We start from the raw sequence: 26,641 nt of genomic DNA, 5'->3' as shown, positions 1-26,641 counted from the left end.
CCGGATTGGCAAAAACATATTTCAATCCGGCATTATTCCCCTGTCATATCCAACAGGCGAGTCTTGGCTTAAATGCACAAAAATGACCAGAAAACGGCAGAAAAGCAGCAGAAAAACGAACCGAAACCGATGATGCAACGAGGCAACATTTCCTTAAATATTAAATAGTTACCGTACTTTTTGAATAGTATTGTAAGCTGTAAAAACTTCAGCCTCAGAAACAAGCCGCAGCTAATGTTCTGCAGATTTTTTGTCAGGCATTTTTCCTTCACGCTAAAACAAGTTATTCCATGATACTATGCGTCCACATTTGCTGATTTGCGTGGACATGAAGTCAGAATCATTTCCCCCGCCGAATATGCCATAACCAAAGGAGCCTGCCCCCGATGACTGCCAAGCGGACTATGTCTGAGGTTTTACCCGTCACCCTGATTACCGGCGGCGCAAAGCGTATTGGCAGCCATATAACTGAGGATCTGGCTACACGCGGCTATCCGGTTATTATTCATTGCAACCGCTCCGCCACACAGGCAGAAGCATTGGCGCAACGCATCCGCGATAAAGGCGGCAAAGCCGCTATTGTAACCGCAGACCTGTCGGATAATGCACAGGTAGCCACGCTGATGGACAAAGCGGCAGCGCATTTCGGCCCCGTAGAGCTGCTGGTCAATAATGCATCCGTTTTTGAAGACGACCGTATCGGCACCCTCACCCATGATCTGTGGGATCGTCATTTTGCCGTACATCTGAAAGCGCCGGTCTTTCTGGCGCAGGCTATGGCAGAGGCTTTACCGGAAGATAAACAGGGGCTGATCGTCAATATTACCGACCAGCGCGTGTGGAAGCTCAATCCGCAATTCATTTCCTATACCCTGTCCAAAACCGCATTATGGACAGCCACACGCACTTTGGCACAGGCACTGGCACCGGCAATCCGCGTCAATGCAATCGGCCCCGGCCCGACATTGCCGAGCGAGAGACAGCATATTGAGGATTTCGAAAAGCAGGTTGATGCAGTGCTGCTAAAAAAAGCACCGCTGCTCGATGAATTTGCCGCGACGATTGACTATCTGTGGAGAACACGGTCCGTCACAGGGCAAATGATTGCGCTGGACGGCGGACAACATCTGGCATGGGAAACGCCGGATATTGCAGGTATTTCGGAATGACACAAAGCATAAACGGCAATGATATTGCCCATCCGGACATGGAGCCGGATGAGGATGTCTTACTGACAGATGATGCCGGAGATGATGAAGACAACTTCCCCGAAGAGGCAAGCTCTGCATCTGCGCTGGCCAGCAATATCCGCTGGGATTCCGCGCTGGATGAGTTTGACGCATCGACACAAAATTTGAGCGGGCCGGATGTCATCAATGCTTTTGTGAAAAAACTGCCGAACAATCCCGGCGTTTACCGCATGTTCAACCGTGAGGGTGACGTGCTCTATGTCGGCAAAGCCAAAAGCCTGAAGAAGCGTGTCAGCAATTATGCCCGCGGTCAGGGACACAGCAACCGCATTGCCCGCATGATCCGCGAAACGGCAACCATGGAATTTGTCGTTACCCGCACAGAAACAGAAGCACTGCTGCTGGAAGCGAATCTCATCAAACGCTTACGTCCGCGTTTTAATGTTCTGCTTCGGGATGATAAATCCTTTCCCTATATTCTGATTTCCGGCGACACCCGTGCACCCGGTATTTTCAAACATCGCGGTGCGCGCTCCCGTAAAGGCGAATATTACGGCCCTTTTGCCTCTGCCGGTGCTGTCACACGCACGATTAATGTGCTGGAGCGTGCCTTTCTTTTGCGCAGTTGCGCCGACTCGATGTTTGAGAGCCGCACGCGCCCTTGTCTGCTGCATCAGATCAAGCGCTGTTCCGGCCCCTGCACCTATGAAATCAGCGATGCAGATTATTCAGAACTGGTACGGGAGGCAAAATCCTTTCTCTCCGGCCGCAGCAAAGCCGTGCAGCAGCAGATGCGTGATGCAATGAGTGCCGCCGCTGAAGAGCTGGATTTCGAACGTGCCGCTATTTTCCGCGACCGGTTGTCGGCTTTGTCCCATATCCAGTCCCATCAGGGTATCAATCCGCAGACTGTTGATGAGGCTGATGTTTTTGCCATTCATCAAGAAGGCGGACTGGCCTGTATTCAGGTCTTTTTCTTCCGCACCGGTCAGAACTGGGGCAACCGCGCTTATTTCCCGAAGGCTGACCCATCCCTGTCGGCGGCGGAAGTGCTTGGTGCTTTCATCACCCAGTTTTACGATAACAAGCCCTGCCCGCAACTGATCCTGCTGTCTGAAACGGTGGAAGAACAGGAACTGCTGGGCGACGCCCTGTCGGCTTCTGCAGGACGCCGTGTGACGCTCAATGTGCCGCAGCGTGGTGAAAAGAAAGACCTCGTCGATCACGCCATGACCAATGCCCGCGAAACATTGGGACGCAGACTGGCCGAAACCTCATCACAGGCGCGTCTGCTGAAAGCTATGGCCGAGACTTTCGAACTGCCGCGCATTCCGCGCCGTATCGAGGTTTACGATAACTCCCACATCATGGGCACCAATGCTGTTGGCGGCATGATTGTCGCCGGACAGGATGGTTTCGTCAAAAACCAGTATCGCAAATTCAATATCCGCTCCACGGAGATCACCCCGGGCGACGACTTCGGCATGATGCGCGAAGTGATTGAACGCCGTTTTGGCAGGCTGATAAAAGATCATATGAAAGAGTTGGAGACACAGGCGCCTCAAGTACCTGCAGACAGTGAAACGGATGCAGACGACATTACGGATGACGGTTTCCCTGCGTGGCCTGATGTTATTCTGATTGATGGTGGTCAGGGACAAGTCGGTGCAGTTCGTGACATTCTCACGCAGCTGGGTATCAATGATAAAGTCATATCCATCGGTATCGCCAAAGGTGTAGACCGCGATGCGGGACGTGAGCGGTTTTTCGTCAGCGGCAAACCGGCTTTCACATTACCGCCGCGTGATCCGGTACTCTATTTCATTCAGCGTATGCGCGATGAAGCGCACCGTTTCGCCATCGGCACCCATCGGGCAAAGCGCAAAAAAGAAATGGTCAAAAGTCCGCTGGATGAAATTGCCGGTATCGGCCCTTCCCGCAAGCGTGCTTTGCTGCATGAATTCGGCACGGCAAAAGCAGTTGCAGGTGCAGCATTGGCAGATCTCATGCAGGTTGAAGGCATCTCGGAAGCACTGGCGCAGACCATTTATGACCACTTCCGCGATCAATAATGGGTTATCTGACGCAATATGCACATAATAAGCCTTAAAAAACCGGTCTGAGTGTTGCTTTTTACCCTATTGCGGGATTGATGGTAACCAGCTGACAATGATTTGTCGTGTAGCGTAAAACACATCCCGAAAGTGGTGAAACTATTTTCGGACAAGATGTGCGCCTAAAGATTTTCATGAGCCGTAAGGCTTACTTCTCCAGTCGTGGGTTTCCCGCTCACGCTTATCCAGAATACGGGTTTTAGGGGACTATGAGTAAACACACATTATCACTGCCCAACATCCTTACTTACGCACGTATCGTTGCTGTGCCACTTGTGGTTCTGTGCTTCTTTCTCGAAGGCCATCTGAAGAGCAGTGACACCGCAAGATGGTGGGCGCTTGGTCTGTTTGCTGCCGCCAGCATCACGGATTTCTTCGACGGCTATCTGGCACGTATGTGGAAACAGACATCCAGCATCGGCCGTATGCTTGACCCGATTGCTGATAAGCTGCTGGTCTCCGCAATTCTGCTGCTGCTGGCCGCTGACGGCACCATTGCCGGCTGGACGCTCTGGGCTGCGATTATCATCCTCTGCCGTGAAATTCTGGTTTCCGGTTTGCGTGAATATCTGGCGGATCTGAAAGTCAGTGTGCCGGTTTCGCAGCTGGCAAAATGGAAAACCACTATTCAGATGATTGCGCTGGCTTTTCTGCTTGCCGGCCCTGCCGGTGACAAAATCCTGCCTTATACAACTGAAACAGGGCTGATCCTGCTGTGGATTTCAGCAATTCTGACACTTTATACCGGTTGGGACTATTTCCGTGCCGGTATCAAACACATGATCTGATGGCCGTTATGACAGTCAAACTGGTATATTTTGCATGGGTACGGGAGCAGATCGGCAAATCTGACGAGAGTCTCGATCTGCCTCAGACTGTCAAAACCGTGTCTGACCTGCTGAGCTATCTTTCCGGCATTGATGAGAATTATGCGCATGCTTTGCGCTTTTCTGATGTGATCCGCGTGGCGATCAATCAGGAACATGTGGAGCATGACACGCCGATTGCCGGTGCGCATGAGATTGCCCTGTTCCCGCCGATGACCGGAGGCTGAGGCAATGCAGCCGACTATTCTTGTCTCGCAAGATGACTTTGATGCGGCTGCCCTTACTGCCCGTATGACCGAAGGGCGCACGGATATCGGCGCGGTTGTCAGCTTTACCGGCTTTTGCCGTGATGAAAATAAAACACTTCAGGCGCTGGAACTTGAACATTATCCGGGCATGGCAGAAGCGCAACTGGCGCGTATTGCTGCCGATGCCGTGCGACGCTGGCCGCTGCAAGGCGTTACCATTGTTCATCGCAGCGGTCTCATCAAAGCCGGTGAGCAGATTGTGTTTGTCGCCACAGCCAGCAAACACAGACAGGCCGCCTTTGAAGCCGCAGAATTTCTGATGGATTATCTCAAGAGCGATGCGCCTTTCTGGAAGAAAGAACATCTGATCACCCCTACTCCCGAGAATGGCAATCCGCAGTCGGGCTGGGTCAAAGCCAAAGCCAGCGACGAAGACATGAAGAAGCGCTGGCAGGATTAAGACAACTCAGCTTTGCCTGAGCCAAAATCCCGTTTGAATATTTTACAATCCTGTGAAATTATTTGCACTGACTTGCATTGCCATAAGTAAACCATAAAATCAGGGCAGTAGCTGATACAGCATATTTATATGATTCAACTCGTGTTTTATCCGGATTTGATCCTATAGTCCGGAGAGCACTTGAGACTCATGGATATGCATTAATTCCAGAATTACCGGTTTAAATCACTGGTGAGCATTTTTTAGTCGTCCGGCAATTTCATTATCCAAAACAGATCAAAGAAGATTTCCGACAGCTAAACAATGAGGAAAACCACATAGTGACACGTGTTAAGGTTAAAACTTAACGTAAATTATGTGTTTAGTCATTTGGCGTTAATATACCGCCGATTAAAATGCCAGCTCAGACAACTTCTGGAAAACGGAGAGAGTCTAAACTGGCAGTGCAACAAACAGGACAGAATATGTTGATTGGTAAAGCGCGCATCATTGCTGCATCCCTGATAGGACTGGCCGTCTTAGGCGGCAGCGCAATGATCCTTTCCTCAACCATGCCGACGCAGAGTATCGCATCTGAAAAAACAATACGTGGCACTGTCATGTATCGCGAGCGGATTGCCCTGCCTCCGGAGGCCACGTTGAATGTGCAGTTGCTGGATGTTTCTCTCGCTGATGCGCCGGCACAGGTAATTGCCGAACAGCAGCTCAGCAATATTCCATCCGCGCCAATTCCGTTTGAACTGAAATTCGATTCTTCCAAACTCGTTGCAAAGCATACCTATGCCTTGCAGGCACGTATCAGCGCCGGTGATACTCTGTGGTTCATCAATGACACACGCCATGAGTTCAATCCGGAAAAATTTGACAGCGCCTATGAAATCCGCGTTGTCAATGTGCGCAAAAATACCAGCCTGCAAACACCGCTGACACTGGAAAATCATGAATGGCTCACAGAGGATATCCGTGGCGCTGGTGTAATTGATTTTGCCCAGACAACCCTGTCAATTTCCCCGAGCGGCGAAGTGTCCGGCTCCGGCGGTTGCAACCGTTATTTCGGCAAAGCAACTATTACCGGTGAAGCGCTGAATTTCGGCACTATCGGCTCGACATTCATGCAGTGCCCGCCTGCCCTGATGGATCAGGAAACCAAATTTCTCGATGTACTGAAACAAACCCGTCAGTTCAGCATTAATAACGGCAAACTCTATCTGCTGGGGGATAACGGGCTGGAACTTGCCCGTCTTGCCAATAACAGCTGATTTGTCAGTATTTTGAATTAAAACGGACACGCCTTCAAAAGCGTGCCCGTTTTTTTTACATCTCTGCATATAAAAAAAGCGCCGCATTGCTGCGACGCTTTTTTAAATCAGCAGCTAATCAGATTAGCCAACGATTTCTGTCGAAGAGAACCAGTAGGTGATTTCCTGAGCAGCTGTTTCAGGAGCATCGGAACCGTGTACCGAGTTTTCACCGATCGACAGAGCGAAGGTTTTACGGATTGTACCTTCAGCAGCATCTGCCGGATTGGTTGCGCCCATAACTTCGCGGTTTTTCAGGATGGCGTTTTCGCCTTCCAGAACCTGAACGATTGTCGGGCCGGAAGTCATGGTTTCAACCAGCTCACCGAAGAAAGGACGTGCTGCGTGCACTGCGTAGAAGCCTTCAGCTTCGCGCTTGCTCATCCATACGCGCTTGGAAGCAACAACACGCAGACCAGCTTCTTCGAGCTTGGCGGTGATTGCACCGGTCAGGTTGCGCTTGGTTGCATCTGGCTTGATCATGGAAAAGGTACGTTCGATGGCCATTTTTGTCCTGTATATATTTAGAGGAAAGGTGCCGTTCTATACCCTCACAGCCTTTTACAGTCAAATAAGATCATTAAACCTGCTATAAAATGCTGCTGAAAGCGGCGTCTGTCTTGTTCGTATTTACCCGATGAAGGCTCTGCACCTGATACGCAGATTTTACTGCAGCTTCCTGCATAATTACCTGATGCTTCAGAAAAATGACAAGGCACTGATAATAAAGTGATTTAGCCTGCTATAAGTGCAAAGACAGGTTATAGTTAACAGCGCTCATGACAATAACAGCGATTCTGTGTTGCACGGGCTGTCTTTTGCTGTTTTTGGTTTTTGATGAGAGCTTGATGATGAAGCAACATTTTCTGATGCTTGCTGCCTATAATGGCTGGGCCAATAAACAGCTTTTCGACGCGGTTGCGGCTTTGACTGAAAGTGAATACCGGCAGGATGCAGGCCTGTTTTACAAATCCGTCCACGCCACGCTTAATCATCTGCTGGGCAATGACCGCCTGTGGATGAAGCGCTTTACCGGTGAAGGTGACCATCCCAAAACCGCTGATGCCATTCTTTATCTGGCTTTGTCTGATCTGCGCGCTGCCCGCCTGCAGGAAGATGCGCGTATTCTGGAATGGCTGGAGGGACTTTCTCCTGCCGAGGTTTCAGGGCGTTTTGTATTTCTCAATATGAGCGATATGCGCACCATCAGTCAGCGGCTTGCCCCTGCCCTTGCCCATATGTTGAACCATCAGACCCATTATCGCGGGCAGGTTCATGCAGCACTCACCATGCTGAAACATACGGCACCGGAACTGGATATGATGATTTTCCAGAAATCGGAATCCGGCCGCCGCTTCGTCTGATATTTCCGTCTCAGCACAAGCATAACCGGACGTTTTTGCCTCTTGCACAATTGCAATATCCCGTGCAAAACCGCTCTATGTTGATCCTTAATGATATAACCGTCCGCATGGTCGGACGCGTCCTCATCGACCATGGCAGTGCAACACTGCCATCTGGTTCAAAGACCGGTTTTGTCGGGCGTAACGGCACCGGCAAGTCGACCCTGTTCAAGGTGATTACCGGTGAATTGTCGTCGGATACCGGCGATATTTCCATCCCGAAAAACACCCGTATCGGTCAGGTGGCGCAGGAAGCACCAGGCACAGAAGAGTCTCTGATCGAGATTGTGCTGAAAGCGGATAAAGAGCGTCTTGCTTTATTGCAGGAAGCCGAAACGGCGACTGATCCGGCACGTATTTCCGAAATTCATATCCGCCTCGCCGATATTGAATCCCATTCGGCGGAATCCCGTGCCAGCGCTATTCTTTCCGGCCTTGGCTTTGATGCGGCAGCGCAATTGCGCCCTGCCTCAGCCTTCTCCGGTGGCTGGCGCATGCGCGTGGCTCTGGCGGCCGTGCTGTTTGCCCAACCGGATTTGCTGCTGCTCGATGAACCAACCAACTATCTCGACCTTGAAGGCGTGTTGTGGCTGATCGACTATATCAAGCGCTATCCATACACTGTCATCATCATCAGCCATGATCGCGATCTGCTGAACTCGGCAACCAGTTCCATTCTGCATCTTGAAAATAAGAAGCTGACGTTCTGGAAGGGCAATTACGACCAGTTCGAGCGCCAGCGCGCCGAAATGCTGGAATTGCAGCAGAAGCAGCGTGTGAAGCAGGAAGCCCATCGCAAGCACATGGAATCCTTTGTTGAGCGGTTCCGTGCCAAGGCTTCCAAGGCACGTCAGGCACAGTCCCGCCTGAAAGCCCTGCAAAAACTGAAGCCGATAGCCGCGCATTATGATGAACATGTGCAGCCATTCCGCTTTCCTGAAGCAGAGAAGATTGCGGCCTCGCCGATTATTGCGCTGGAAAATGCTGATGTCGGTTATGAAACCGGCAAGCCGATCCTGCGCAATCTTTCACTGCGCATTGATAATGATGACCGCATTGCCCTGCTCGGCTCCAATGGTAACGGTAAGTCCACTCTGGCAAAGCTGATCTCCGGACGGCTGAAACCGGAAGGCGGTACACTGACCCTTTCGCCTGCCCTGAAAGTGGCCTTTTTCGCGCAGCATCAGTTGGATGATCTGGTGCCGGAAGACAATGCTATTGAGCATGTGCGCAAGCTGATGCCGGATGCACCGGAAGCCAAAGTACGTGCCCGCGTCGCCCAGATGGGGCTGGCAACGGAAAAAATGCTCACCAAGGCTAAAGAGCTTTCCGGTGGTGAAAAAGCACGTTTGCTGATGGGGCTGGCGACCTTCCATGGTCCGAACCTGCTGATCCTCGACGAGCCGACCAACCATCTGGATATCGACAGCCGCGAAGAACTGGTTCATGCGCTGAATGATTTCAAAGGCGCTGTGATCCTCATCGCCCATGATCGTCATCTCATCGAAGCGACCATGGATCGGCTGTGGCTGGTGCGTAACGGCACGGTCAAACCTTATGACGGCGATCTGGATGATTACCGTTCTCTGGTTCTGAGCGATAAAAGCACGCCAAACAGCACCACAGAGCTTGTGCAAGATATTGCACCGGTCGATGAAGGGCCAAAACTCAGCAAAGCAGATCAGCGCAAACAAGCTGCGCAGAAGCGTGAACAGCTTAAACCGCTGCAGAAAAAGATTAATGATTCCGAGTCTTTAATGCAAAAACTGCAGAAAGAGATTCAAGCACTGAAAGGCAAACTGGAAGATCCTGAACTTTATACCAAGGATGCCCAGAAAGCCGTGCAGTTCAATATTGATCTGAAGTCCGCTGAAACCAAACTGGCAGACGTTGAAGAAAAATGGCTGACCTATTCTGCGGAATATGAAGAGGCAATGGCTGATTAACAGCACATCTGAGCCATAAAGATTAAGCCCGCCGGTTCTGTGAAACGGCGGGCTTAATTATCAGACAATTCAGGCTTTCTGCCGTCTGCGTGTACGCATAAATCCGTAGAGACCAGCCACCATAATCACCACGCCCATCATGGTAATATTCTCGTCAACCGGTGGTGCGCCACGGCGCAAAACCAGATCGACTTTTGTCAGCGACAAGCCGTCTTCCACCGCCCGCACGCTGAATTCATAAGTGCCGGCCTGTAAGATTTCCATATCTTTTGCGCTTTGGCGGATCACCGCACCGCTTTGCGGCAAATCGCGCTGTTCATTACCGCTCTTCGTGCTGTAGCTGAGGCGTTCGGCCAATACCGGCACACCATCACGTGACACTGCCAGATTAAGCACTGACGGCTTTTGTCCGCTGGTTACGCCCTGCATTGGTTGCGCATCAACAAAAATACGCAATGGCGCATCTTCAGGTTTCAATTGTACTTTCGCAGACTGATAACCGCCCTCGCGCTGATAGAGCACCCATGTGCCGATTTCCTCGCCGCCAAAATGACGCTGCGCCCATGGCCAGATCACACCGGTTGCCAGACCAACGAGGAATAACAAGATACAAAAAATACGCATCAGGCTTTTTTCTCCCAGCGGCGGTCTGCATTTTGCTGCCAATAGGTCAGTTGATGTCCTGCGGCTTTCAGGCTTTTCCATTGCTCTCGCGCTTTGGTCAGCTGGGCAGCGTCGTGTCCGTCAAACATAACCACCAGACGATCATAGTTCTCAGCACCCGCGATTTCCGCGCCTTCCACAACAAAACGCACTGTTGCGCCGTTCAGATTATCCGTGGTGGTTGTGAGCAAGGCGGGCTGATGTTCTGCATGGGGCTGCACATCTGTGCCATGAGCAAGAAATGAGGCATTGCTCCATGTCCACAGCAAGCGGTCGAGTTCATCGCGGCGTTCTTCCGATGTCATCTGTATTGTCACACGCCAGCCCCGCTCTAACGAGCGGTCAACCAGCCCCGGCAAAGCTTCATCCAAAACGGATTCAGTCAGATGATAAAACAGAATTTCCGCCATCAGCCAATGCAGGGAACCGCGCCCCTTACCTCTCGCATCTCATATATACCGGATAACAGCTTAAACCAGAAACAAAACGGCCTGTCGATCAGACAGGCCGCCTCATACAGAAAAACCGGAGATTATAATCAGGCGGTTGCAGAACGGGGTGCCTGTTGCGGCGCAGTGATACTACGTACACCAAGGCACAGCAGTGTAAAATAGCTCAGGCTTTCCAGCACTTCTTCCAGAAATTCGTTAAAGGCAAGCCCATGCATTTTCTCAAAAACCTCGCCGAGAGCGATCAGTGCGGCTGCCAGATAAAAAGGCCATGCTTTACGGCTGAAAACAAAGGTCAATACAGGGCGCACATAATCTGAATGACGGAAAACATAAATAGCGGTGAAAGCGATGACGATAATCGCCTCATGCCAGCGGAATGCATGGGATTTAATGTAATTGCTCACCGGCCCTGTCGGCTCGACTTCAAACTCACGGAAGAAGAAAATCCACATCAGTACGGACATACCGATTGCAAACATTCGCGCAGGCCCCTCACTGCGCAGGCCGCCGATGAAAAACGCGATTGCGGCAAGACCGAGATAAACCAGTTGCAAATTCTCGAGCAATCCGGCCTCTCCCATTTCGACGACAAGATTGTCAAAATCCGTCACGAAGAAAAAGAACAGAACATTTAATAAAAGCAGTACCAGCATTGCACTGATGAAACTGCGCGAAGCATAAGATGGAAACACAATTTTATCCGGAATAAATAGCCAGCCCGTCCTTCAGGGGTGCCAAAACCGGCGGACACAGCATCTCAATGAACATTTTGTGACATCTTAACAAGTTCTTGTTGCTGCGCACAATTAAAATTCATATTGCGCCGGTCAATTTTTATTGAGGTATTTATTTCCGCCGGAGTGTATCGCGTTTAAGTGAGGCCACAGCGCTCGCTCTGTCTCCTTGTTTTTACACATGTCGCCGAAAACCGGTGTCTGTCTTTCCGCGACATGCTTTAAAATACAAAAAAGCCGGTGCGAACACCGGCTTTTCCAATCATGTGGCAGGATAACTGCTTATCAGCCTTCGTAATGATCGCGAACAAGGCGATCCAGAACACGGACACCAAAGCCCGAACCCCAGGATTCATTATATTCGCTGGCAGGTGAATCCATCGCAGTACCGGCAATATCCAGATGCGCCCAAGGTGTATCACCGACAAAACGTTTCAGGAACTGAGCCGCAGTGATCGAACCGGCAGGACGACCGGCCGAGTTACGCATATCTGCGAATTTGGAATCGATGATCTTGTCATATTCCTTGGTGAGCGGCATACGCCACAGTTTTTCACCACTGGTCTGACCCGCATCAAACAGCTGTTCTGCCAGTTCATCATCATTGGAGAACAGGCCTGCATGTTGCGTGCCGAGAGCGATCACAATCGCACCGGTTAGCGTTGCCAGATTGATCATGAAGCGCGGCTTATGGGTCTTGGCGGTGTAATACAGTGCATCAGCCAGAACCAGACGGCCTTCAGCATCGGTATTGATAACTTCGATCGTCTGACCGGACATGGTGGTGACGATATCGCCCGGACGCTGTGCATTGCCGTCCGGCATATTTTCCACAAGACCGATCACGCCGATAACATTGGCCTTGGCTTTACGGCCGGCCAATGCGCGCATCAGACCGGTGACGGCTGCGGCACCGCCCATGTCACCCTTCATATCTTCCATACCAAGCGCAGGCTTGATGGAGATACCGCCGGTATCGAACACAACGCCCTTACCGACAAAAGCAACCGGCTTGTCTTTGGCTTTGCCGCCGTTCCATTCCATCACCACAAGACGCGGCGGACGGACAGACCCCTGAGCAACGCCGAGCAGCGAGCCCATGCCGAGCTTTTTCATTTCTTTTTCAGTGAGAATGGTGATTTTAACACCGAGTTTCTCAAGCTTTTCTGCTTCCGCAGCAAATTCAACCGGTCCGAGCACATTTGCAGGCTCATTGACCAGATCGCGCGCCAGCAGCACACCTTCACCAATTTCAGCTGCGGCTTCGTAAGCTTTTTCCGCACCGGCAGCATCAGCAACCTGAATGGTCAGCTTAACATCTTTGGCCTCAGCTTTGTCGTCGCTTTTCTTGGTTTTGTACTTGTCAAAACGATAAGCGCGCAGTTGTGCGCCCAGAGCAAAATCCGCAGCCGCTTCTGCCGAAATTTCCAGACCATCAATTGCGAGAATTGCATTGGCTTCAGCGGATTTGCCGATTTTGGCGAATGCCGCGCCGCCGATTTTCAGCCAGTCATCATTTTTCAGCTTGGCAGGATCGCCGATACCAACCAGAACCAGACGCTCTGCGCCTGCACCGTCAGCAAGGTAAGTTTCAAGCGTTGCACCAAGTTTGCCCTTGAAACCGGCTTTGGTAATCAGGCCGGAAACGAAACCTTCGCCGCCAACATGATTTGCCTGCGCGGCAACCGAACCGTCTTTGCTCACGGGTACAATCACGACATCTTTCAGCTTTTCTGAAAAATTCGAGAACTTGATGACTGGATTTTTGGACATAATAACTCCAATAGGTAAAAACAGAGTCGCATAACTCAAATGCATTGTGTGGCTCTATCAAGACCAAACCACAAGCCATAAATTACCGTCTCTGACGAATAAGTGTTTTGTTAACCTAATTTCTTTGTCTATTTTTAGCCAAGACCCGATTATGATAAACACGGATTATATGACAAGCGTTTGCGTGCCGTCTTTAAACGATTATAAGATGTCAGCAAATTCGTATAACCGGCAGATAATAACAGGTTCAGCCCTAAGGTTCAGGATGTAAATTCAGCGTATGAAACTGATCGAGCGATACATCCTGCGCCGCGTGGGAATAATGTTTCTGGCCGTGTTCTGCGCGGCCATCGGCATTACGTGGACAGTGCAGGTATTGCAGCGCATCAACTTCCTGACGTCCAGCGGCCAGTCTCTGGCAACAGCCATCCAGTTTTTCTCGCTATTTATTCCCTCCGTCATCCCTCTGGTGATGCCGTTTGCACTGGTGATTGCCATCACGCAGACACTCTCCACCATGAATCAGGATTCGGAGCTGGTGGTCATCAATGCCTCCGGCAGCCCGCGCACAGCCGTTATCCGGCCAGTATTGCTGTTTGCTGCCATGCTTGCGGTTATTTCATTTCTGGTCGCAAATTTCGTCGATCCTTATGCACGCTATAATATGCGTTCCATGCTGGCCAATGCGAGCGCAGATCTGATCAATGTGGTTGTGCAGGAAGGCAGCTTCCGCAGATTGTCCGACAATCTTTATGTGCAGATTGCTGAGCGTAAATCAGACGGCAGCATCGGCGGCATGTTCATCGCCGATTCCCGTGATGCCAATACGGATCTGGTTTATTATGCGCTGGACGGCGCTATCGCCAATAATAATGGCAATGACGTTCTGTTGATGAATAATGGTGAGATTCAGCGCCGTGAAGTTAAAACCGGCAATGTTTCCATCATCAAATTTGATCAATATGCATTTGATCTGAGCCAGTTCACCGATTCAAGCGGTGATATGGTTCTTTATGCTAAAGACCGTCATCTCTCCTATCTCATCAATCCGGACAAGAATGATCCGATTTTTCAGACCAAGCCGCTGCAATATCGCGCGGAACTGCATAAACGTCTGACAAACTGGCTCTATCCTTTCGTTTTCGCCATGATTGCTTTGGTTCTGGCAGGCGATGCGCGCTCTCATCGTGAGGCGCGAGTTTCCGCTTCTTTCTCGGCGATTTCGCTGTCACTGATCGTCTATTGGGCCGGATATTTTGTGTCTGACCGCGCTGAGAAGAATCTGAGCTATGTGCCGGTCATGTATCTTATTCCGCTCGGTGTCATTGCGGTCTGCCTCTATGCATTGTTCAGCGGACGCTCACTCAGCCTGCCGACCTCATGGTCAGACAGGATTCAGGACATAACCGAACAATTAACAGCCCGCCTGCGTCCGTTTTATGAGCGCTTTGCCGGCAAGAAAAATACATCAGGAGGTCAGTCATGATCGGCTGGACGCTCGGACGCTATTTTTTCATGCGCTATGTGCAGACCACGCTGTATTTCCTGCTGGGTATTTTTGCATTATCGCTGCTGCTCGATTTTACGGAAAATGCCAGCAAGCTCTCCACCCTCCCCGATTATTCGGCATGGGCAGCGCTCGGGCTTTCAGCGATGCGCATTCCTTTTATCATGCAGCAGGTTATTCCGTTTGTGGCATTGTTCTCGGCCATGGCCACGCTGATTTCGCTGAACCGCCGCTATGAGCTGGTGGTTGCGCGTTCAGTCGGTGTTTCCGCATGGCAGTTTCTGCTGCCTGCCTGTCTTGGTGCCTTCCTGTTCGGCCTCATCACCATTTTCATCATTAATCCGCTTGCAGCTTATGGTTTTGAAAAATCGCTGGAAATCAGCACGCGCTGGCAAAACGGCAATGTTAATCAGGTTACAGCACTGCGCGATCCGTGGCTGCGCCAGAAATTTGATGAACAGGAAACCATTATCGGCGCCAAGGGCATCCTTGCACAGGGAACGCATCTGACCGATGTCAGCTTCTTCGTCTTCAATGAAGACAAGACAATCAAAGAGCGTTTTGACGCCCGCGATGCTCAGCTGGAAGACGGTTACTGGAACCTGACCAATGTGACCCATATTATCGAAGGTCAGGAACCTAAAGAACTTTTATCCACAAAGATTCCGACCCAGTTAAAGCCGGAATTTCTCGAAGAAAAACTTTCTTCGCCCGACACGATTCCATTTGTGCAATTGCCCCGCAAGATTGAAGTCGCCCGCTCTTTCGGCTTTTCGGCCACCGCTTTTGACATGCAGTTCCAGTCTTTGCTGGCTTTGCCTGCTCTTTTGATGGCCATGACGCTGATTGCTGCAACAGTCTCATTAAAATTTGTGCGTTCCGGCCAGTCCGGAGCAATGATTCTGGGTGGCATCATTGCCGGGTTCGTGCTTTATGTCGTAACTGTACTTGCCAAAGCCTTTGGCACGGCAGGATTCGTGCCGCCTTTTGTAGCGGCATGGGTACCGGTATTGATTGCAACATTTTTTGGAATCTCCTTTTTGCTCCATAAGGAGGATGGTTAGTGGGATTGAGTAGCTCCCGCACGGTAGTATCTGAGTACTTCACGCGTCTTGCACGCGGGACAGCTCTGGCGTGCATTTTTTCCACCTCTGTGATCATTTCCATGTCTTCCGTGGCGTACAGTCAGGAAGCAGCGCCTTCTGACGACTTCGGCAGCCAGTATCAGACCAATCCTGATGCCAAGATGCTGCTGCAGGCGGACAATCTGATTGTCGACCGCGATCAGAATACAGTCACCGCAGCGGGCAATGTTCAGATTGAATATGACGGCAATCGTCTGGTTGCACGTCAGGTTGTCTACAACCAAAAAACCAAACGCATGGTTGCTAAAGGCAATGTTGAAATTGTCGAAAAAGACGGCAACCGCATCTATTCTGATGAAATTGATGTGACCGATGATTTCCGCGACGGCTTTGTAAACGGCCTGCGCGTTGAAACTGTCGATGATACACGTTTTGCAGCGGAAAGCGCTGAACGTAGTCTCGGTGAAATCACCACATTTAATAATGGCGTTTACACCGCCTGCCGTGCTTGTGAAAAAGATCCGAGCAAGCCGGTTCTCTGGCAGGTTAAAGCCAAGAAAATTATCTGGAACGGCACCAAGAAAACTGTCCGCTTTGAAGGCGGCCGTTTTGAAATGTTCGGCAAGTCGCTTTTTGCCCTGCCTGCTTTCGAAATTGCTGACCCGACCATCAAGCGCAAGAGCGGCTTCCTGTTCCCGAGCTTCCTCTATAAAGACGAGCTGGGTTTCGGTATGCGGGTGGGCTATTTCTGGAATCTGGCTCCGAATTATGACATCACCACTTATGGCACAGGCCTGACAAAACAGGGCTTCTTAAGTGAAACCGAATGGCGTCACCGTCTTGAAAACGGCTCTTATAATATTCGCGTAGCGGGTATTTATCAGGCGAAGCCGGGAGAATTTGGCTCCACAACAGTTGATGCGCAAGAGCGTTTCCGTGGCATGGTTGCCTCCAAGGGTGACTTCAAAATCAATCCGCGCTGGAGCTTCGGCTGGGATGTTATCGCCCAGACTGACAAGAATTTCAGCCGCACCTATAAAATCGGCGGCTATAGCGGTGAATCCCTGACATCAAATGTCTATTTGCGCGGTATATCCGGTCGCAACCATCTTGATATTAACCTGTACAAGTTCAAAGTTCAGGAAGATGTGCTGAACGGTAGTCAATATGCAGTTGATACGAAGCAGCCTTGGGTACTGCCAAGCGTTGACTATCTCTATACTGTTCCGGGTTCTGTCTATGGCGGCGAACTGACCATTACCAGCAATCTGCAGGGCATTTATCGCGAAACGTCTGATAAAATTTATCAGAACGGCGCTGCCCGCTTCCTGAATGGCATGAAGGGCACCAGTGCCCGTCTGACTACCGAAGCAGAATGGAAACGGACTTTCATCACTGAACAGGGTCTGGTCATTACCCCTCTCCTCGCTCTGCGTGGCGATGCGATTGGCATCAGCACCAATGATACATTCGGTACTGTGAATGAAATCCGTTCGCAGGCTTTCCGTGGCATGGCAACTGCCGGTCTGGAAGTTCGTTGGCCGATCCTGTTCTCATCAACCAGCATGACACAAGTGCTGGAGCCGACAGCGCAGATTTTTGTTCGTAATGACGAACCTTATGCCGGTCGTCTGCCGAATGAAGATGCACAGAGCTTTGTCTTTGATGCGACCAGTCTTTTCCAGCGCGACAAGTTCTCCGGTTACGACCGCGTTGAAGGCGGCACTCGCGCCAATCTTGGTCTGCGCTATTCCGGCAATATGAATAATGGCTGGTCCATCCATGGTCTTGCCGGTCAGTCCTTCCAGCTGGGTGGCCTGAACTCCTTTGCCGAAAGCGACTTTGCCGGTGCCGGTGCGGATTCCGGTCTTGAAGGCAAGCGTTCTGACTATGTTGCAATGCTTGGTATGTCCAACAATTCCGGTCTCGCTTTTGCCGCACGCGGACGCTTTGACAAAGATAATTTTGAAGTCAAACGCGGTGAAGTGGAAGCCAGCCGCAGTGGACAGATTGTTCAGGCCTCGGTTAAATATGCCTATATTGCCAAGCAGCCGGATTATGGCTATGCGAATGACCGTCAGGAAGTCAGCCTGAGCGCCTCAACACGCTTCAAAGAAAACTGGCGTGTGTTTGGCTCCGGTACCTATGATATCGTATCAGAGACTCTGGTACGTGCCCAGTCCGGTCTGGCTTATGATGATGAGTGCTTCACCTATTCGATGGCCTATATTCAGACACGCAGTCCGGGTCAGGATAAGGTTTCCCACTCGGTCGGCTTCAATATTTCCTTCCGTACACTGGGCGATCTGGGCAGTTCATTTTAAGCTCATTTGACAATCAGAAATTATATTACGGCCTGCTTTATGCGGGCCGTAACTTTATCCAGAGCGGTTTACGTCCAGATTGGATCATAGCGCTCGCTCTAGATTCTTTATTTGGTCGCATTATCACGGACGTCAAATTGATCCAACTTGACTGTGAAATGCTCCAGAGCATGTGCCGGAAAAGCGGGCACCGGCTTTCCGATAACGATATACGTAAAAACAAAAAGATAGAGCGGTTCTACCGGTTCAATATTAACCGGAACCGCTCTGAACCTGCGTTTTGCACGCAGATTATTTCTCAAACGCATCATAAAATCGTACGATTTACACTCTAATTCTCATTCGGAACGCATCTGTATATCGGAATACAGCAATGCAAACAGGGGATAATGGCAGCAATCACACAGGCTTTGACTGTGGAGAATAAAGATTGTCTGCGTAGTTTCAGGTAAGAGCGGGTATAAACGGGGTCGAAATTCGCTGTTTTCATGCATTCTTAAACAGATGAGAGATTGTTTCACTGCAACTGCTCATCTATACAAGAATGAAAATCCTGACAGGATGTGACAACAGAAGTCATTTTATCTATTACTTCTCCCTATCAGGAGACGATCACGTCCTGAGGCACGGAACGGGAAACCAGGTATGAAATTTGCTACTATGAGCATGAATTTTAATAAACGCATTCTGGCTGCTGTGTTTGCCGGTACTGTTGCAATGACAGCTTTGAGCGTGACGGAATTTACCGGCACTGCCAAAGCTGCCGAAATTAAAGTGATCGTCAACAGCAACCCGATTACCAATGTGGACATTGCGAACCGCGCTGCCTTCCTTAAATTGCAGCGCCGCGGCGGCAATCTCAACAAACAGGCTCAGGACGAGCTGGTTGAAGAAATGCTCAAGCGTGTGGAAATGAAATCACGCGGTATTGTTGTTTCGGATCAGGAAATTGAAACTGCCTATGCAGGCTTTGCCTCGCGTAACAAAATGAGTGTTGCGCAGCTTAACCAGCTGATGAATCAGGCCGGTATCACGCCGAAGCATTTTAAAACCTTTATCATGGTGCAGATGGGCTGGAGCCGTGCGATCGGCGCCCGCTTCCGCTCCGAAGGCATGATGAGCGAGCAGGATGCTGTTCAGCGCATGCTGAAGGATGGCGGTAAAAAGCCTTCAACCAGTGAATATACATTGCAGCAGGTGATTTTCGTTGTACCGGCCGCCAGCCGCTCGGCAGGCACGATGGCGAAACGCCGTTCCGAAGCCAATGCTCTGCGCAACCGCTTCTCCAGCTGTGAAACAACACGTTCACAAACCAAAGGTATGCTGGATGTGACTGTGCGTGATCTCGGCAAGCATCTGGAACTGCAATTGCCGCCGGAATGGTCAAAACAGTTGAAAGCAACAGCTGTAGGCCGTCCGACAGCGGTTCAGGATACTGATAAAGGCGTTGAATTCCTTGCCGTCTGTGCCAAGCGCACAGTATCGGATGATCGCGTTGCACAGCTGACCTTCTCCATGGAAGGCACCGGCAGCAATGCAGATCAGGAAAAGAAAGCTGAAGAAATCAGCAAGAAATATCTCAAAGAACTCCGTGAAAAAGCGAAAATCGTTAATCGCTGAACCCAAAAAGCCACGCAGAGATTACTACTGCGTGGCTGATCTGCTTTAAGTATTTCTATTACGGCCTAATGACACAGCAGAACCGGAGCATAAAATGGTTTTTCCGCAGCATGGAGAGGCTTCCATAGCACCGGTTGCTCTGAGCATCGGCGACCCGTCCGGCATCGGGCCGGATATTGCCCTCACCGCATGGGCGCAGCGGGAAAAACACGCGCTGCCACCATTTTTCATCCTTGCCGACCCGTCTTTGCTGACAGCAAGAGCCAGACAGCTCGGTCTTGATATTCCTCTCAGCATCTGCCAGCCGTCTGAAGCAACACAACGCTTTTGCCATTATCTGCCTGTTGTGCCTCTGGCCAACCGCCTAACTGACAAGCCAGGCGTGCCGCAGACCACCAATGCCGCCGGTATTATAGAGGCGATTGAACGCGCCACACATTATGTGCTCGATGGTCAGGCCAGTGCAGTCACAACCTGCCCTATCGCCAAGAAACCGCTTTACGAAGCTGGTTTTGGTTTTCCGGGGCATACGGAATTTCTTGCCCATCTGGCTTCCCGTCATCTTGGTGTTGAAGTACGACCTGTCATGATGCTGGCTGGCCCGCAATTGCGCGCCGTGCCGGTGACAATTCATATTCCGCTGCATAAAGTGCCGGAAGCTCTGACAACAGCTGCGATCATTGAAACCATCCGTATTACCGATCATGATCTGCGCACGCGCTTTGGCATAAAAAATCCGCGCATTGCAGTCTCCGGTCTTAACCCGCATGCAGGTGAAGGCGGAGCGCTCGGCCATGAGGATGATGCTGTGATCCGCCCTGCTATTGAGCAGCTTAAAAGCGAAGGTATCAATATTCGCGGCCCGCTGCCTGCGGATACAATGTTCCACAAACAAGCCCTGACAACCTATGATACGGCAATCTGCATGTATCACGATCAGGCACTTATTCCTGCCAAAGCGCTGGCTTTTGATGAAACGGTCAATGTAACACTCGGCCTGCCTTTCATCCGCACCTCTCCCGACCACGGGACTGCTTTTGACATTGCAGGACGCGGCATTGCCCGACCGGACAGCCTGATTGCCGCGCTTAAACTGGCCGCAGAACTGGCACATAATCATAAACGGACACAAGACTGAATGAGCATTGATAATCTGCCGCCACTACGTGATGTGATTGAACGTCACGAACTGAATGCCAAAAAATCCCTCGGCCAGAACTTCCTGCTCGATCTCAATCTGACATCCAAAATTGCCAGACAAGCCGGTGACTTACAGGATCAGCCGGTGATTGAGGTTGGCCCTGGCCCCGGCGGTCTGACACGCGCTATTCTGGCTCAGGGCGGCATTGTCACGGCAATCGAACGTGATGAGCGCTGCCTGCCTGCGCTGGAGGAAATCGCTGCGGAATATCCGGGGCGTTTACGTGTCATTTCCGGTGATGCTTTGCAGCAGGATTTTAAGGCGCTGTTTCCTGATCCTGCGAAAAAGCCGAAAATCATCGCCAACCTGCCTTATAATGTCGGCACGCAATTGCTGATCGGCTGGTTGCTGAGTGAGCCATGGCCGCCTTTTTACAGCTCAATGACCCTGATGTTCCAGAAGGAAGTTGCCGAGCGCATTGTTGCCCGTGCCGGTGATGATGCCTATGGCCGTCTTGGTGTGCTGGCCGGATGGCGCACACAGTCTAAAATCGCCTTTGATCTGCCGCCGCAGGCTTTCACACCTCCGCCGAAAGTCACGTCTGCCGTTGTGCATATGATCCCGCGGGAAGAACCGCTGGCCTGCCCGCCGCAGCTTCTGGAGCGGGTAACACAAGCGGCATTTGGTCAGCGCCGCAAGATGCTGCGCCAGAGCCTTAAGCCGCTTGGTGGTGAAGCCCTGCTCAATAAAGCAGGCATTGATCCGACGCGCCGTGCAGAGACACTGAGCGTCGAAGAATTTGTGCATCTGGCAAACCAGCTCTGAGATATAAAAAAACCGCCTTACGGCGGTTTTTCTTTTCAAACGTATTGAGAACTTAAGAAGGTTGTTCTTCCAGCAAACCATTGACGAATTCAAACAGACCCGGACGACGGTCGCGGCGCAGACGCTCAGCCATGACAATGGACTTCACAGCGGCATAGGACTGGTTCAGATCTTCATTGATAACAATGTAATCATATTTGCTCCATTTCTGGATTTCAAAACGTGCATTGTTCAGACGTGTTTCAATGACTTCAGGTGTATCTTCCGCACGGCGGTTCAGACGCATCTGAAGTTCTTTCATGGTCGGCGGCAGAATAAAGATCGATACGACATCGGCCGGCATTTTGGCCTGAAGCTGTTCCGCGCCCTGCCAGTCAATGTCAAACAACATATCACGGCCGTCTGCCAAGGCGTTTTCCGCAGTCTCGCGCAGAGTTCCGTAATAATTGCCATGCACCTCTGCCCATTCAATCAGGGCATCGCTGTCACGCAGGCGCTCGAATTCACGCACGCTTTTAAAGTGGTAGTGAACGCCCTCAATCTCGCTGGCGCGACGCTGACGGGTTGTCACGCTGACAGACAGGGAAAGATCCATGTCGCGGTCTTCCAGCAACAAACGTGCAATCGTTGACTTACCCGCGCCTGACGGCGAAGAAATGACCAACATAAGGCCGCGTCGTGCGACAGCATTTTCCACGAAGGAGATGGCCATAATCTATTCTGCTCCAGATTCTCTATTCACTGCTATGTCTGATATCATTGCGCCGCAATGATGTCTCTTTTGTTCTCTCTTTTCACAGCAATTGCGGCGTTTTTTAGTTATTAAAGCATTACCTGATCTTCACTATACGCGGAGCGATAACGCTTGCAATCTTTACTATTCGAGGTTCTGAACCTGCTCGCGGAACTGATCGACAACCGCTTTCAGCTCAAGGCCGATTGCAGTAATGCTGGCCGCATTGGATTTTGAACACAGCGTATTGGTTTCGCGATTGAATTCCTGCGACAGGAAATCGAGCTTACGCCCCGCAGGGCCGCCGTCGCTGAGCAATTTATGTGCCGCAGCCACATGCATATCCAGCCGGTCAAGTTCCTCCTGAATATCCGCTTTGGTGGCAAGAAATGCTGCTTCCATATGCAGGCGCTGTTCGTCCAGCACAATGGCCGCACTGCGATTGCTGTTCATAGCATCCAGCAGCAATGCCACCTGTCCCGCAAGACGCTCACGGATCGCTTCAGCACTGCGGGACGCATCCTGACGTGCCTGCACTGCCAGCTCCGCAATCCTGTCAACATGGCCGCCAAGCAGATCGGACAGGCGCTTACCTTCCTGCAAACGCATCAGTTTCAGCGCATCCAGTGCCTCATCAAAGGATGACAGCAATACGGCTTTCAAAGCGGCTTTACCTGCATCGTCGCTCAAGGCCTGCGGCGGTTCCAGAATACCGCGCAGATTAAGCACAGCATCCACACTGGCGGGTGCCAAACCATATTGGTTCTGCAACTGCTGCGCTGTCTGCATCACCTTGCTCAGCAAAGCCTCATTGATAACCAGCGCCGTTTGCGCCTCCGGCTCTTCAATTGTCAGGCTGACCTGAAACGATCCGCGGGCAAAAATGCGCCCTAAAGCCGTACGCAATTGCAGTTCAAGATCATCAAAACCATTCGGAATACGAAAGCGGGCATCAAGCCCTTTACCGTTCACACAACGAATTTCCCAGCTGATCCGTGTCTGCACATTCTCATCCGCCCCCGACATAAATGTCGCTGTATGGCGGGCGAAACCGGTCATGCTCTGTACTGTCATCTTAAAACCCGTTATCTGCGCCGTTTATCTTTGAAAGCGGCTTTTGCAAAAATGCCGTCCGGATGGCCGGACGGCATCATATTTTATCTGTATATTTAGAGCGGTCCAGTTAATGTTAAATCGCTGGAGCCGCTCTATCTATTTGTTTCTACGCGTATCTTATCCGAAAACCGCTTCACACTTTTCGGGATACGCTTTAATTACAAGCTTTACGGAGCCGGCGTTGGTGCAGTGCCGTTTGTTCCTGCCGCCGGATTTTCCTTGCGCTGACGCTCAACCTCACGCCATTTACGCACATTTTCATTGTGCTCTTTCAGCGTTGCCGCGAAAACATGGCCACCGGTACCGTCTGCCACAAAATACAGATCCTGAGTATCCAGCGGATTAGCGACAGCTTCCAGAGCATCGCGTCCCGGATTGGCAATCGGTGTCGGCGGCAGGCCTTTGATAATATAGGTATTATAGGCCGTTTCTTTTTCGATATCCGACTTATAGATCGGGCGGTCTGCAGGTTTGCCGCGTCCGCCGAAAATACCGTAAATAATTGTCGGATCGGATTGCAGGCGCATGCCGGTATTCAGACGGTTTACGAAAACCGAAGCCACATGCGGACGCTCGGATGCCACGCCGGTTTCCTTCTCAACGATGGAAGCCAATGTCACAAATTCATTTTTGTCTTTGACCGGAAGACCGTCACGGCGCTTGGCCCAGACTTCATCTACCAGTTTGGCCTGTGCGGTTTTCAGACGATTGACCACTTCCTCACGCGGTGTGCCGCGTGTGAAGCTCAGCGTATCTGCTACCAGACTACCTTCAACAGGCAGTTCTTTCGGCAGGTCGCCGGAAAGCAGCTCGCTATTGGCAATACGATCAAAAATCTGCTGGACAGTCAGGCCTTCAGGAATGGTCACTGAATGCATCAGCGACTTACCTTCAACAAAGATATTCATAATATCGCGCATGGAAGCACGGGCAGGAATGGCATATTCACCGGCCTTCATGCTCTTTTCCAGACCATAAGCACGTGCGCCATAGCGGAAAATCCGCGCATCGGTAATCAGGTCTGCGCGTTCCAGCTGGTCGGAAATTTCAATAATACCGCTGCCGCGCTTCACAAAGAATGTCGAATCCTGTGACAGCGGCCCTTCAGTCGTGAACTGAACCTTGCCGAAATAAAACAAGGCACCCATGCCGATCACCAGAAAGACCAGCATAGACAGCATGAAATTGGCAAAAACCACAATCTGGCTACGGGCATGACGCGAACGCTTGCGCTTTTTCGGCGGCGGCGGTGTGCCCGGTTCAGGACGCAGTGCTTCGCTTGCCGATTTCAGAACCAAAGGCCCTGTTACCGGTTCAGCCGCATCCGGTGCCGCGGTTTTTTCAGCTTGTACGGCAGCTTGCGGCTGAGCCAGTGCCGATGGTGATACCGGAGCTGAAGCAGGCGCAGCTGGTGCCGCGGCGATTTCCGGAGAAACCGGTGCAACAATTGCATTTTCATCGGAGGTAACAGGCTTATGCGCGCTCGCAGAAGCAGCGCTCACCGCATGAGATGGTGACGCATTATTCTGAACAGCGCTATCAGAAACGGCAGGCTGACCAGCAGATTTATTTTCAGATGATTGGTCTGACGTCACACTTACACTCCGGTTCAACTCGACCCGATGGCAATGAAAACCAAGGGCCTGAGCCGATTAATCTGTATTTTTAGTTTCTTCACTCAATGGGCACAATAATTGCGGCAAAAGCACGAATGTCGCAACCCGTGAACAAAGCTTTCGACAGAAAGAATCCATATTTAAGAGAGTATTTTGATCTGAAATACGGATTGCCTGCGTCTGCTGTTCAAAAACGGCCTCACCCGTCGCGGTACAGGCTCTTAATAAAAGGCCGCTTTCACTGAAAGCGGCCTTTTCATTCCATCAGCTAAAATGCTGTATCAGGCCTGATAGCGGCGCAGGATCAGCGAAGCATTGGTGCCGCCGAAGCCGAACGAGTTCGACACAGCAACATCAATCTGACGGGCGCGTGGCTTATGCGGCACCAGATCGATCTTGGTGCTGACCGACGGATTGTCGAGATTGAGCGTAGCAGGCGCAATATTATCGCGGATTGCCAGTGTTGAGAAAATCGCTTCTGCCGCACCGGCTGCACCGAGCAGGTGACCGATCGAGGATTTGGTCGAAGACATGGAAATCTTCGAGGCTGAATCTCCGACAACGCGTTCAACTGCTGCCAGTTCGAGCGTATCAGCCATGGTCGAAGTGCCGTGAGCATTGATATAATCAACAGCATCCGGTGTGATTTTGGCGCTGCGTAACGCGGCTTCCATGCAGCGCTGTGCGCCTTCACCGTTCTCGCTTGGTGCAGTGATGTGATAAGCATCGCCGGACATGCCGTAGCCGATCACTTCCGCATAGATTTTCGCACCGCGTGCCAGCGCATGTTCCAGCTCTTCGAGAACCACAACGCCTGCACCTTCACCCATAACGAAACCGTCGCGGTCTTCGTCATATGGGCGCGATGCCGCGGTCGGATCATCATTACGCTTGGTGGAGAGCGCTTTACAGGCAGCAAAACCGGCCAGAGAAATACGGCTGACCGGCGATTCTGTACCACCGGCAACCATTACATCGGCATCGCCGAAAGCAATCATACGGGCAGCATCACCGATAGCATGTGTACCGGTTGCGCAGGCTGTGACCACGGAGTGGTTCGGGCCGCGCAGCTTGTGCTTGATCGAAACATGGCCGGAAGCCAGATTGATCAGGCGACCCGGAATGAAGAAAGGCGAAATACGGCGCGGACCTTTGTCGCGCAGCGTATAACCGGCTTCAACAATACCTTCGATACCGCCGATACCGGAACCGATCAGCACGCCGGTGCGGATCTGGTCTTCATCGCTTTCCGGATGCCAGTTCGCATCATCCAGTGCCTGATCGGCAGCGCCGACCGCATAGACGATGAAAGGATCAACTTTACGCTGTTCCTTCGGTTCCATATAGAGATCAGCGTTGAATGTGCCGTCCGTGCCATCGCCGACAGGAATACGGCAGGCAATCTGACAGGCAAGGTCGTCAACTTCGAATTCGGTCACGCGGCGCGCTGCGCTTTGGCCGGCGAGCAAACGCTTCCAGGTTTCTTCAACACCATTTGCCAAAGGTGACACCAGGCCAAGACCGGTAACGACGACTCTTCTCATATGTATCCTTCCCTGCACCTGA

Annotated in this window: 22 protein-coding genes and 1 pseudogene; 14 read left to right on the top strand and 9 right to left on the bottom strand. The window is 51.3% G+C overall.

Annotated features, from left to right (window positions below; all coding sequences use genetic code 11):
* The first annotated feature begins 386 nt into the window (after positions 1-386).
* The 6 genes from K1X45_RS15640 to K1X45_RS15615 all read left to right on the top strand — a co-directional run bounded on the left by K1X45_RS15640 (position 387) and on the right by K1X45_RS15615 (position 6,098).
* Positions 387-1,169, top strand: a complete 783-nt coding sequence (locus K1X45_RS15640; RefSeq protein WP_213597290.1) for an SDR family oxidoreductase — start codon at positions 387-389, stop codon at positions 1,167-1,169.
* Positions 1,166-3,262 carry an excinuclease ABC subunit UvrC gene (uvrC, locus tag K1X45_RS15635; RefSeq protein WP_220159391.1) on the top strand — a complete coding sequence of 699 codons (2,097 nt, stop codon included), beginning with the start codon at positions 1,166-1,168 and terminating at the stop codon, positions 3,260-3,262. The genes K1X45_RS15640 and uvrC overlap by 4 nt, the downstream gene beginning before the upstream one ends.
* 251 nt (positions 3,263-3,513) lie before the next feature.
* The gene (gene pgsA, locus K1X45_RS15630; protein ID WP_022712159.1) at positions 3,514-4,092 is read left to right on the top strand and encodes a CDP-diacylglycerol--glycerol-3-phosphate 3-phosphatidyltransferase; all 579 of its coding nucleotides are present in this window, start codon (positions 3,514-3,516) and stop codon (positions 4,090-4,092) included.
* Positions 4,093-4,100: 8 nt separating this feature from the next.
* Positions 4,101-4,358, top strand: coding sequence for a molybdopterin converting factor subunit 1 (gene moaD / locus K1X45_RS15625; protein WP_220159390.1), 258 nt, complete (start codon positions 4,101-4,103; stop codon positions 4,356-4,358).
* A 4-nt stretch (positions 4,359-4,362) separates the two neighbouring features.
* Positions 4,363-4,839, top strand: coding sequence for a molybdenum cofactor biosynthesis protein MoaE (locus tag K1X45_RS15620; RefSeq protein WP_220159389.1), 477 nt, complete (start codon positions 4,363-4,365; stop codon positions 4,837-4,839).
* Positions 4,840-5,303: 464 nt separating this feature from the next.
* Positions 5,304-6,098, top strand: coding sequence for an META domain-containing protein (locus K1X45_RS15615; protein ID WP_075654639.1), 795 nt, complete (start codon positions 5,304-5,306; stop codon positions 6,096-6,098).
* 123 nt (positions 6,099-6,221) lie between these two features.
* Here the strand turns inward: K1X45_RS15615 and ndk are convergent, their stop codons facing one another.
* Positions 6,222-6,644, bottom strand: a complete 423-nt coding sequence (gene ndk / locus K1X45_RS15610; RefSeq protein ID WP_075654638.1) for a nucleoside-diphosphate kinase — start codon at positions 6,642-6,644, stop codon at positions 6,222-6,224.
* 344 nt (positions 6,645-6,988) lie between these two features.
* Between ndk and K1X45_RS15605 the strand changes: the two genes are divergently transcribed.
* Together K1X45_RS15605 and K1X45_RS15600 are read left to right on the top strand one after the other, a co-directional pair.
* On the top strand, positions 6,989-7,501 hold the full coding sequence (locus K1X45_RS15605) for a DinB family protein (RefSeq protein WP_220160548.1): 513 nt from the start codon (positions 6,989-6,991) through the stop codon (positions 7,499-7,501).
* A gap of 77 nt (positions 7,502-7,578) precedes the next feature.
* Complete coding sequence (locus K1X45_RS15600) at positions 7,579-9,486, top strand: ABC-F family ATP-binding cassette domain-containing protein (protein ID WP_220159388.1); 1,908 nt, start codon at positions 7,579-7,581, stop codon at positions 9,484-9,486.
* Positions 9,487-9,555: 69 nt separating this feature from the next.
* Here K1X45_RS15600 and K1X45_RS15595 read toward each other — a convergent pair whose 3' ends face one another.
* The 4 genes from K1X45_RS15595 to K1X45_RS15580 form a co-directional block, all read right to left on the bottom strand.
* A complete protein-coding gene (locus tag K1X45_RS15595; RefSeq protein ID WP_220159387.1) occupies positions 9,556-10,110 on the bottom strand; it encodes a hypothetical protein in 555 nt (184 codons plus the stop codon).
* Positions 10,110-10,559, bottom strand: a complete 450-nt coding sequence (locus K1X45_RS15590; RefSeq protein WP_075654636.1) for a DNA polymerase III subunit chi — start codon at positions 10,557-10,559, stop codon at positions 10,110-10,112. Before K1X45_RS15590 ends, K1X45_RS15595 begins: the two co-directional genes overlap by 1 nt.
* A gap of 128 nt (positions 10,560-10,687) precedes the next feature.
* Positions 10,688-11,293, bottom strand: coding sequence for a hypothetical protein (locus K1X45_RS15585; protein WP_116089196.1), 606 nt, complete (start codon positions 11,291-11,293; stop codon positions 10,688-10,690).
* A gap of 327 nt (positions 11,294-11,620) precedes the next feature.
* Positions 11,621-13,108 (bottom strand): leucyl aminopeptidase, encoded by a 1,488-nt coding sequence (locus K1X45_RS15580; protein ID WP_116089197.1) that lies wholly within the window; start codon positions 13,106-13,108, stop codon positions 11,621-11,623.
* 280 nt (positions 13,109-13,388) lie between these two features.
* On the opposite strand from K1X45_RS15580, the gene lptF reads away from it, so the two are divergent.
* The 6 genes and pseudogenes from lptF to rsmA all read left to right on the top strand — a co-directional run bounded on the left by lptF (position 13,389) and on the right by rsmA (position 21,610).
* Entirely contained in the window at positions 13,389-14,594 is a 1,206-nt protein-coding gene (gene lptF, locus K1X45_RS15575) for an LPS export ABC transporter permease LptF (RefSeq protein WP_220159386.1), read from the top strand.
* On the top strand, positions 14,591-15,679 hold the full coding sequence (lptG, locus tag K1X45_RS15570) for an LPS export ABC transporter permease LptG (protein WP_220159385.1): 1,089 nt from the start codon (positions 14,591-14,593) through the stop codon (positions 15,677-15,679). Before lptF ends, lptG begins: the two co-directional genes overlap by 4 nt.
* A gap of 158 nt (positions 15,680-15,837) precedes the next feature.
* A pseudogene (locus tag K1X45_RS15565) lies at positions 15,838-18,024 on the top strand (LPS-assembly protein LptD); the annotation flags it as partial.
* A 666-nt stretch (positions 18,025-18,690) separates the two neighbouring features.
* Positions 18,691-19,644: a peptidylprolyl isomerase gene (locus tag K1X45_RS15560; RefSeq protein ID WP_220160547.1), complete on the top strand. Its 954-nt coding sequence runs from the start codon at positions 18,691-18,693 to the stop codon at positions 19,642-19,644.
* Positions 19,645-19,738: 94 nt separating this feature from the next.
* The gene (pdxA, locus tag K1X45_RS15555) at positions 19,739-20,782 is read left to right on the top strand and encodes a 4-hydroxythreonine-4-phosphate dehydrogenase PdxA (RefSeq protein ID WP_220159383.1); all 1,044 of its coding nucleotides are present in this window, start codon (positions 19,739-19,741) and stop codon (positions 20,780-20,782) included.
* Positions 20,783-21,610: a 16S rRNA (adenine(1518)-N(6)/adenine(1519)-N(6))-dimethyltransferase RsmA gene (gene rsmA, locus K1X45_RS15550; protein ID WP_121992833.1), complete on the top strand. Its 828-nt coding sequence runs from the start codon at positions 20,783-20,785 to the stop codon at positions 21,608-21,610. It begins immediately after the preceding gene.
* 52 nt (positions 21,611-21,662) lie between these two features.
* Here the strand turns inward: rsmA and gmk are convergent, their stop codons facing one another.
* The 4 genes from gmk to fabF form a co-directional block, all read right to left on the bottom strand.
* Positions 21,663-22,322 carry a guanylate kinase gene (gene gmk, locus K1X45_RS15545; RefSeq protein ID WP_075654629.1) on the bottom strand — a complete coding sequence of 220 codons (660 nt, stop codon included), beginning with the start codon at positions 22,320-22,322 and terminating at the stop codon, positions 21,663-21,665.
* Between the two features lie 165 nt (positions 22,323-22,487).
* Positions 22,488-23,417 (bottom strand): YicC/YloC family endoribonuclease, encoded by a 930-nt coding sequence (locus K1X45_RS15540; RefSeq protein ID WP_220159382.1) that lies wholly within the window; start codon positions 23,415-23,417, stop codon positions 22,488-22,490.
* A gap of 209 nt (positions 23,418-23,626) precedes the next feature.
* Entirely contained in the window at positions 23,627-24,883 is a 1,257-nt protein-coding gene (mltG, locus tag K1X45_RS15535) for an endolytic transglycosylase MltG (RefSeq protein ID WP_220160546.1), read from the bottom strand.
* 473 nt (positions 24,884-25,356) lie between these two features.
* Positions 25,357-26,619 (bottom strand): beta-ketoacyl-ACP synthase II, encoded by a 1,263-nt coding sequence (fabF, locus tag K1X45_RS15530; protein ID WP_151158030.1) that lies wholly within the window; start codon positions 26,617-26,619, stop codon positions 25,357-25,359.
* Positions 26,620-26,641 lie beyond the last annotated feature (22 nt).

Origin of the sequence: Pseudochrobactrum sp. Wa41.01b-1, assembly GCF_019464455.1 — a bacterium.
Classification (GTDB): Bacteria; Pseudomonadota; Alphaproteobacteria; order Rhizobiales; family Rhizobiaceae; genus Pseudochrobactrum; species Pseudochrobactrum saccharolyticum.
The sequence above is the reverse complement of the archived record's forward strand: the minus strand, read 5'-3'. Positions and strand labels throughout refer to the sequence as shown.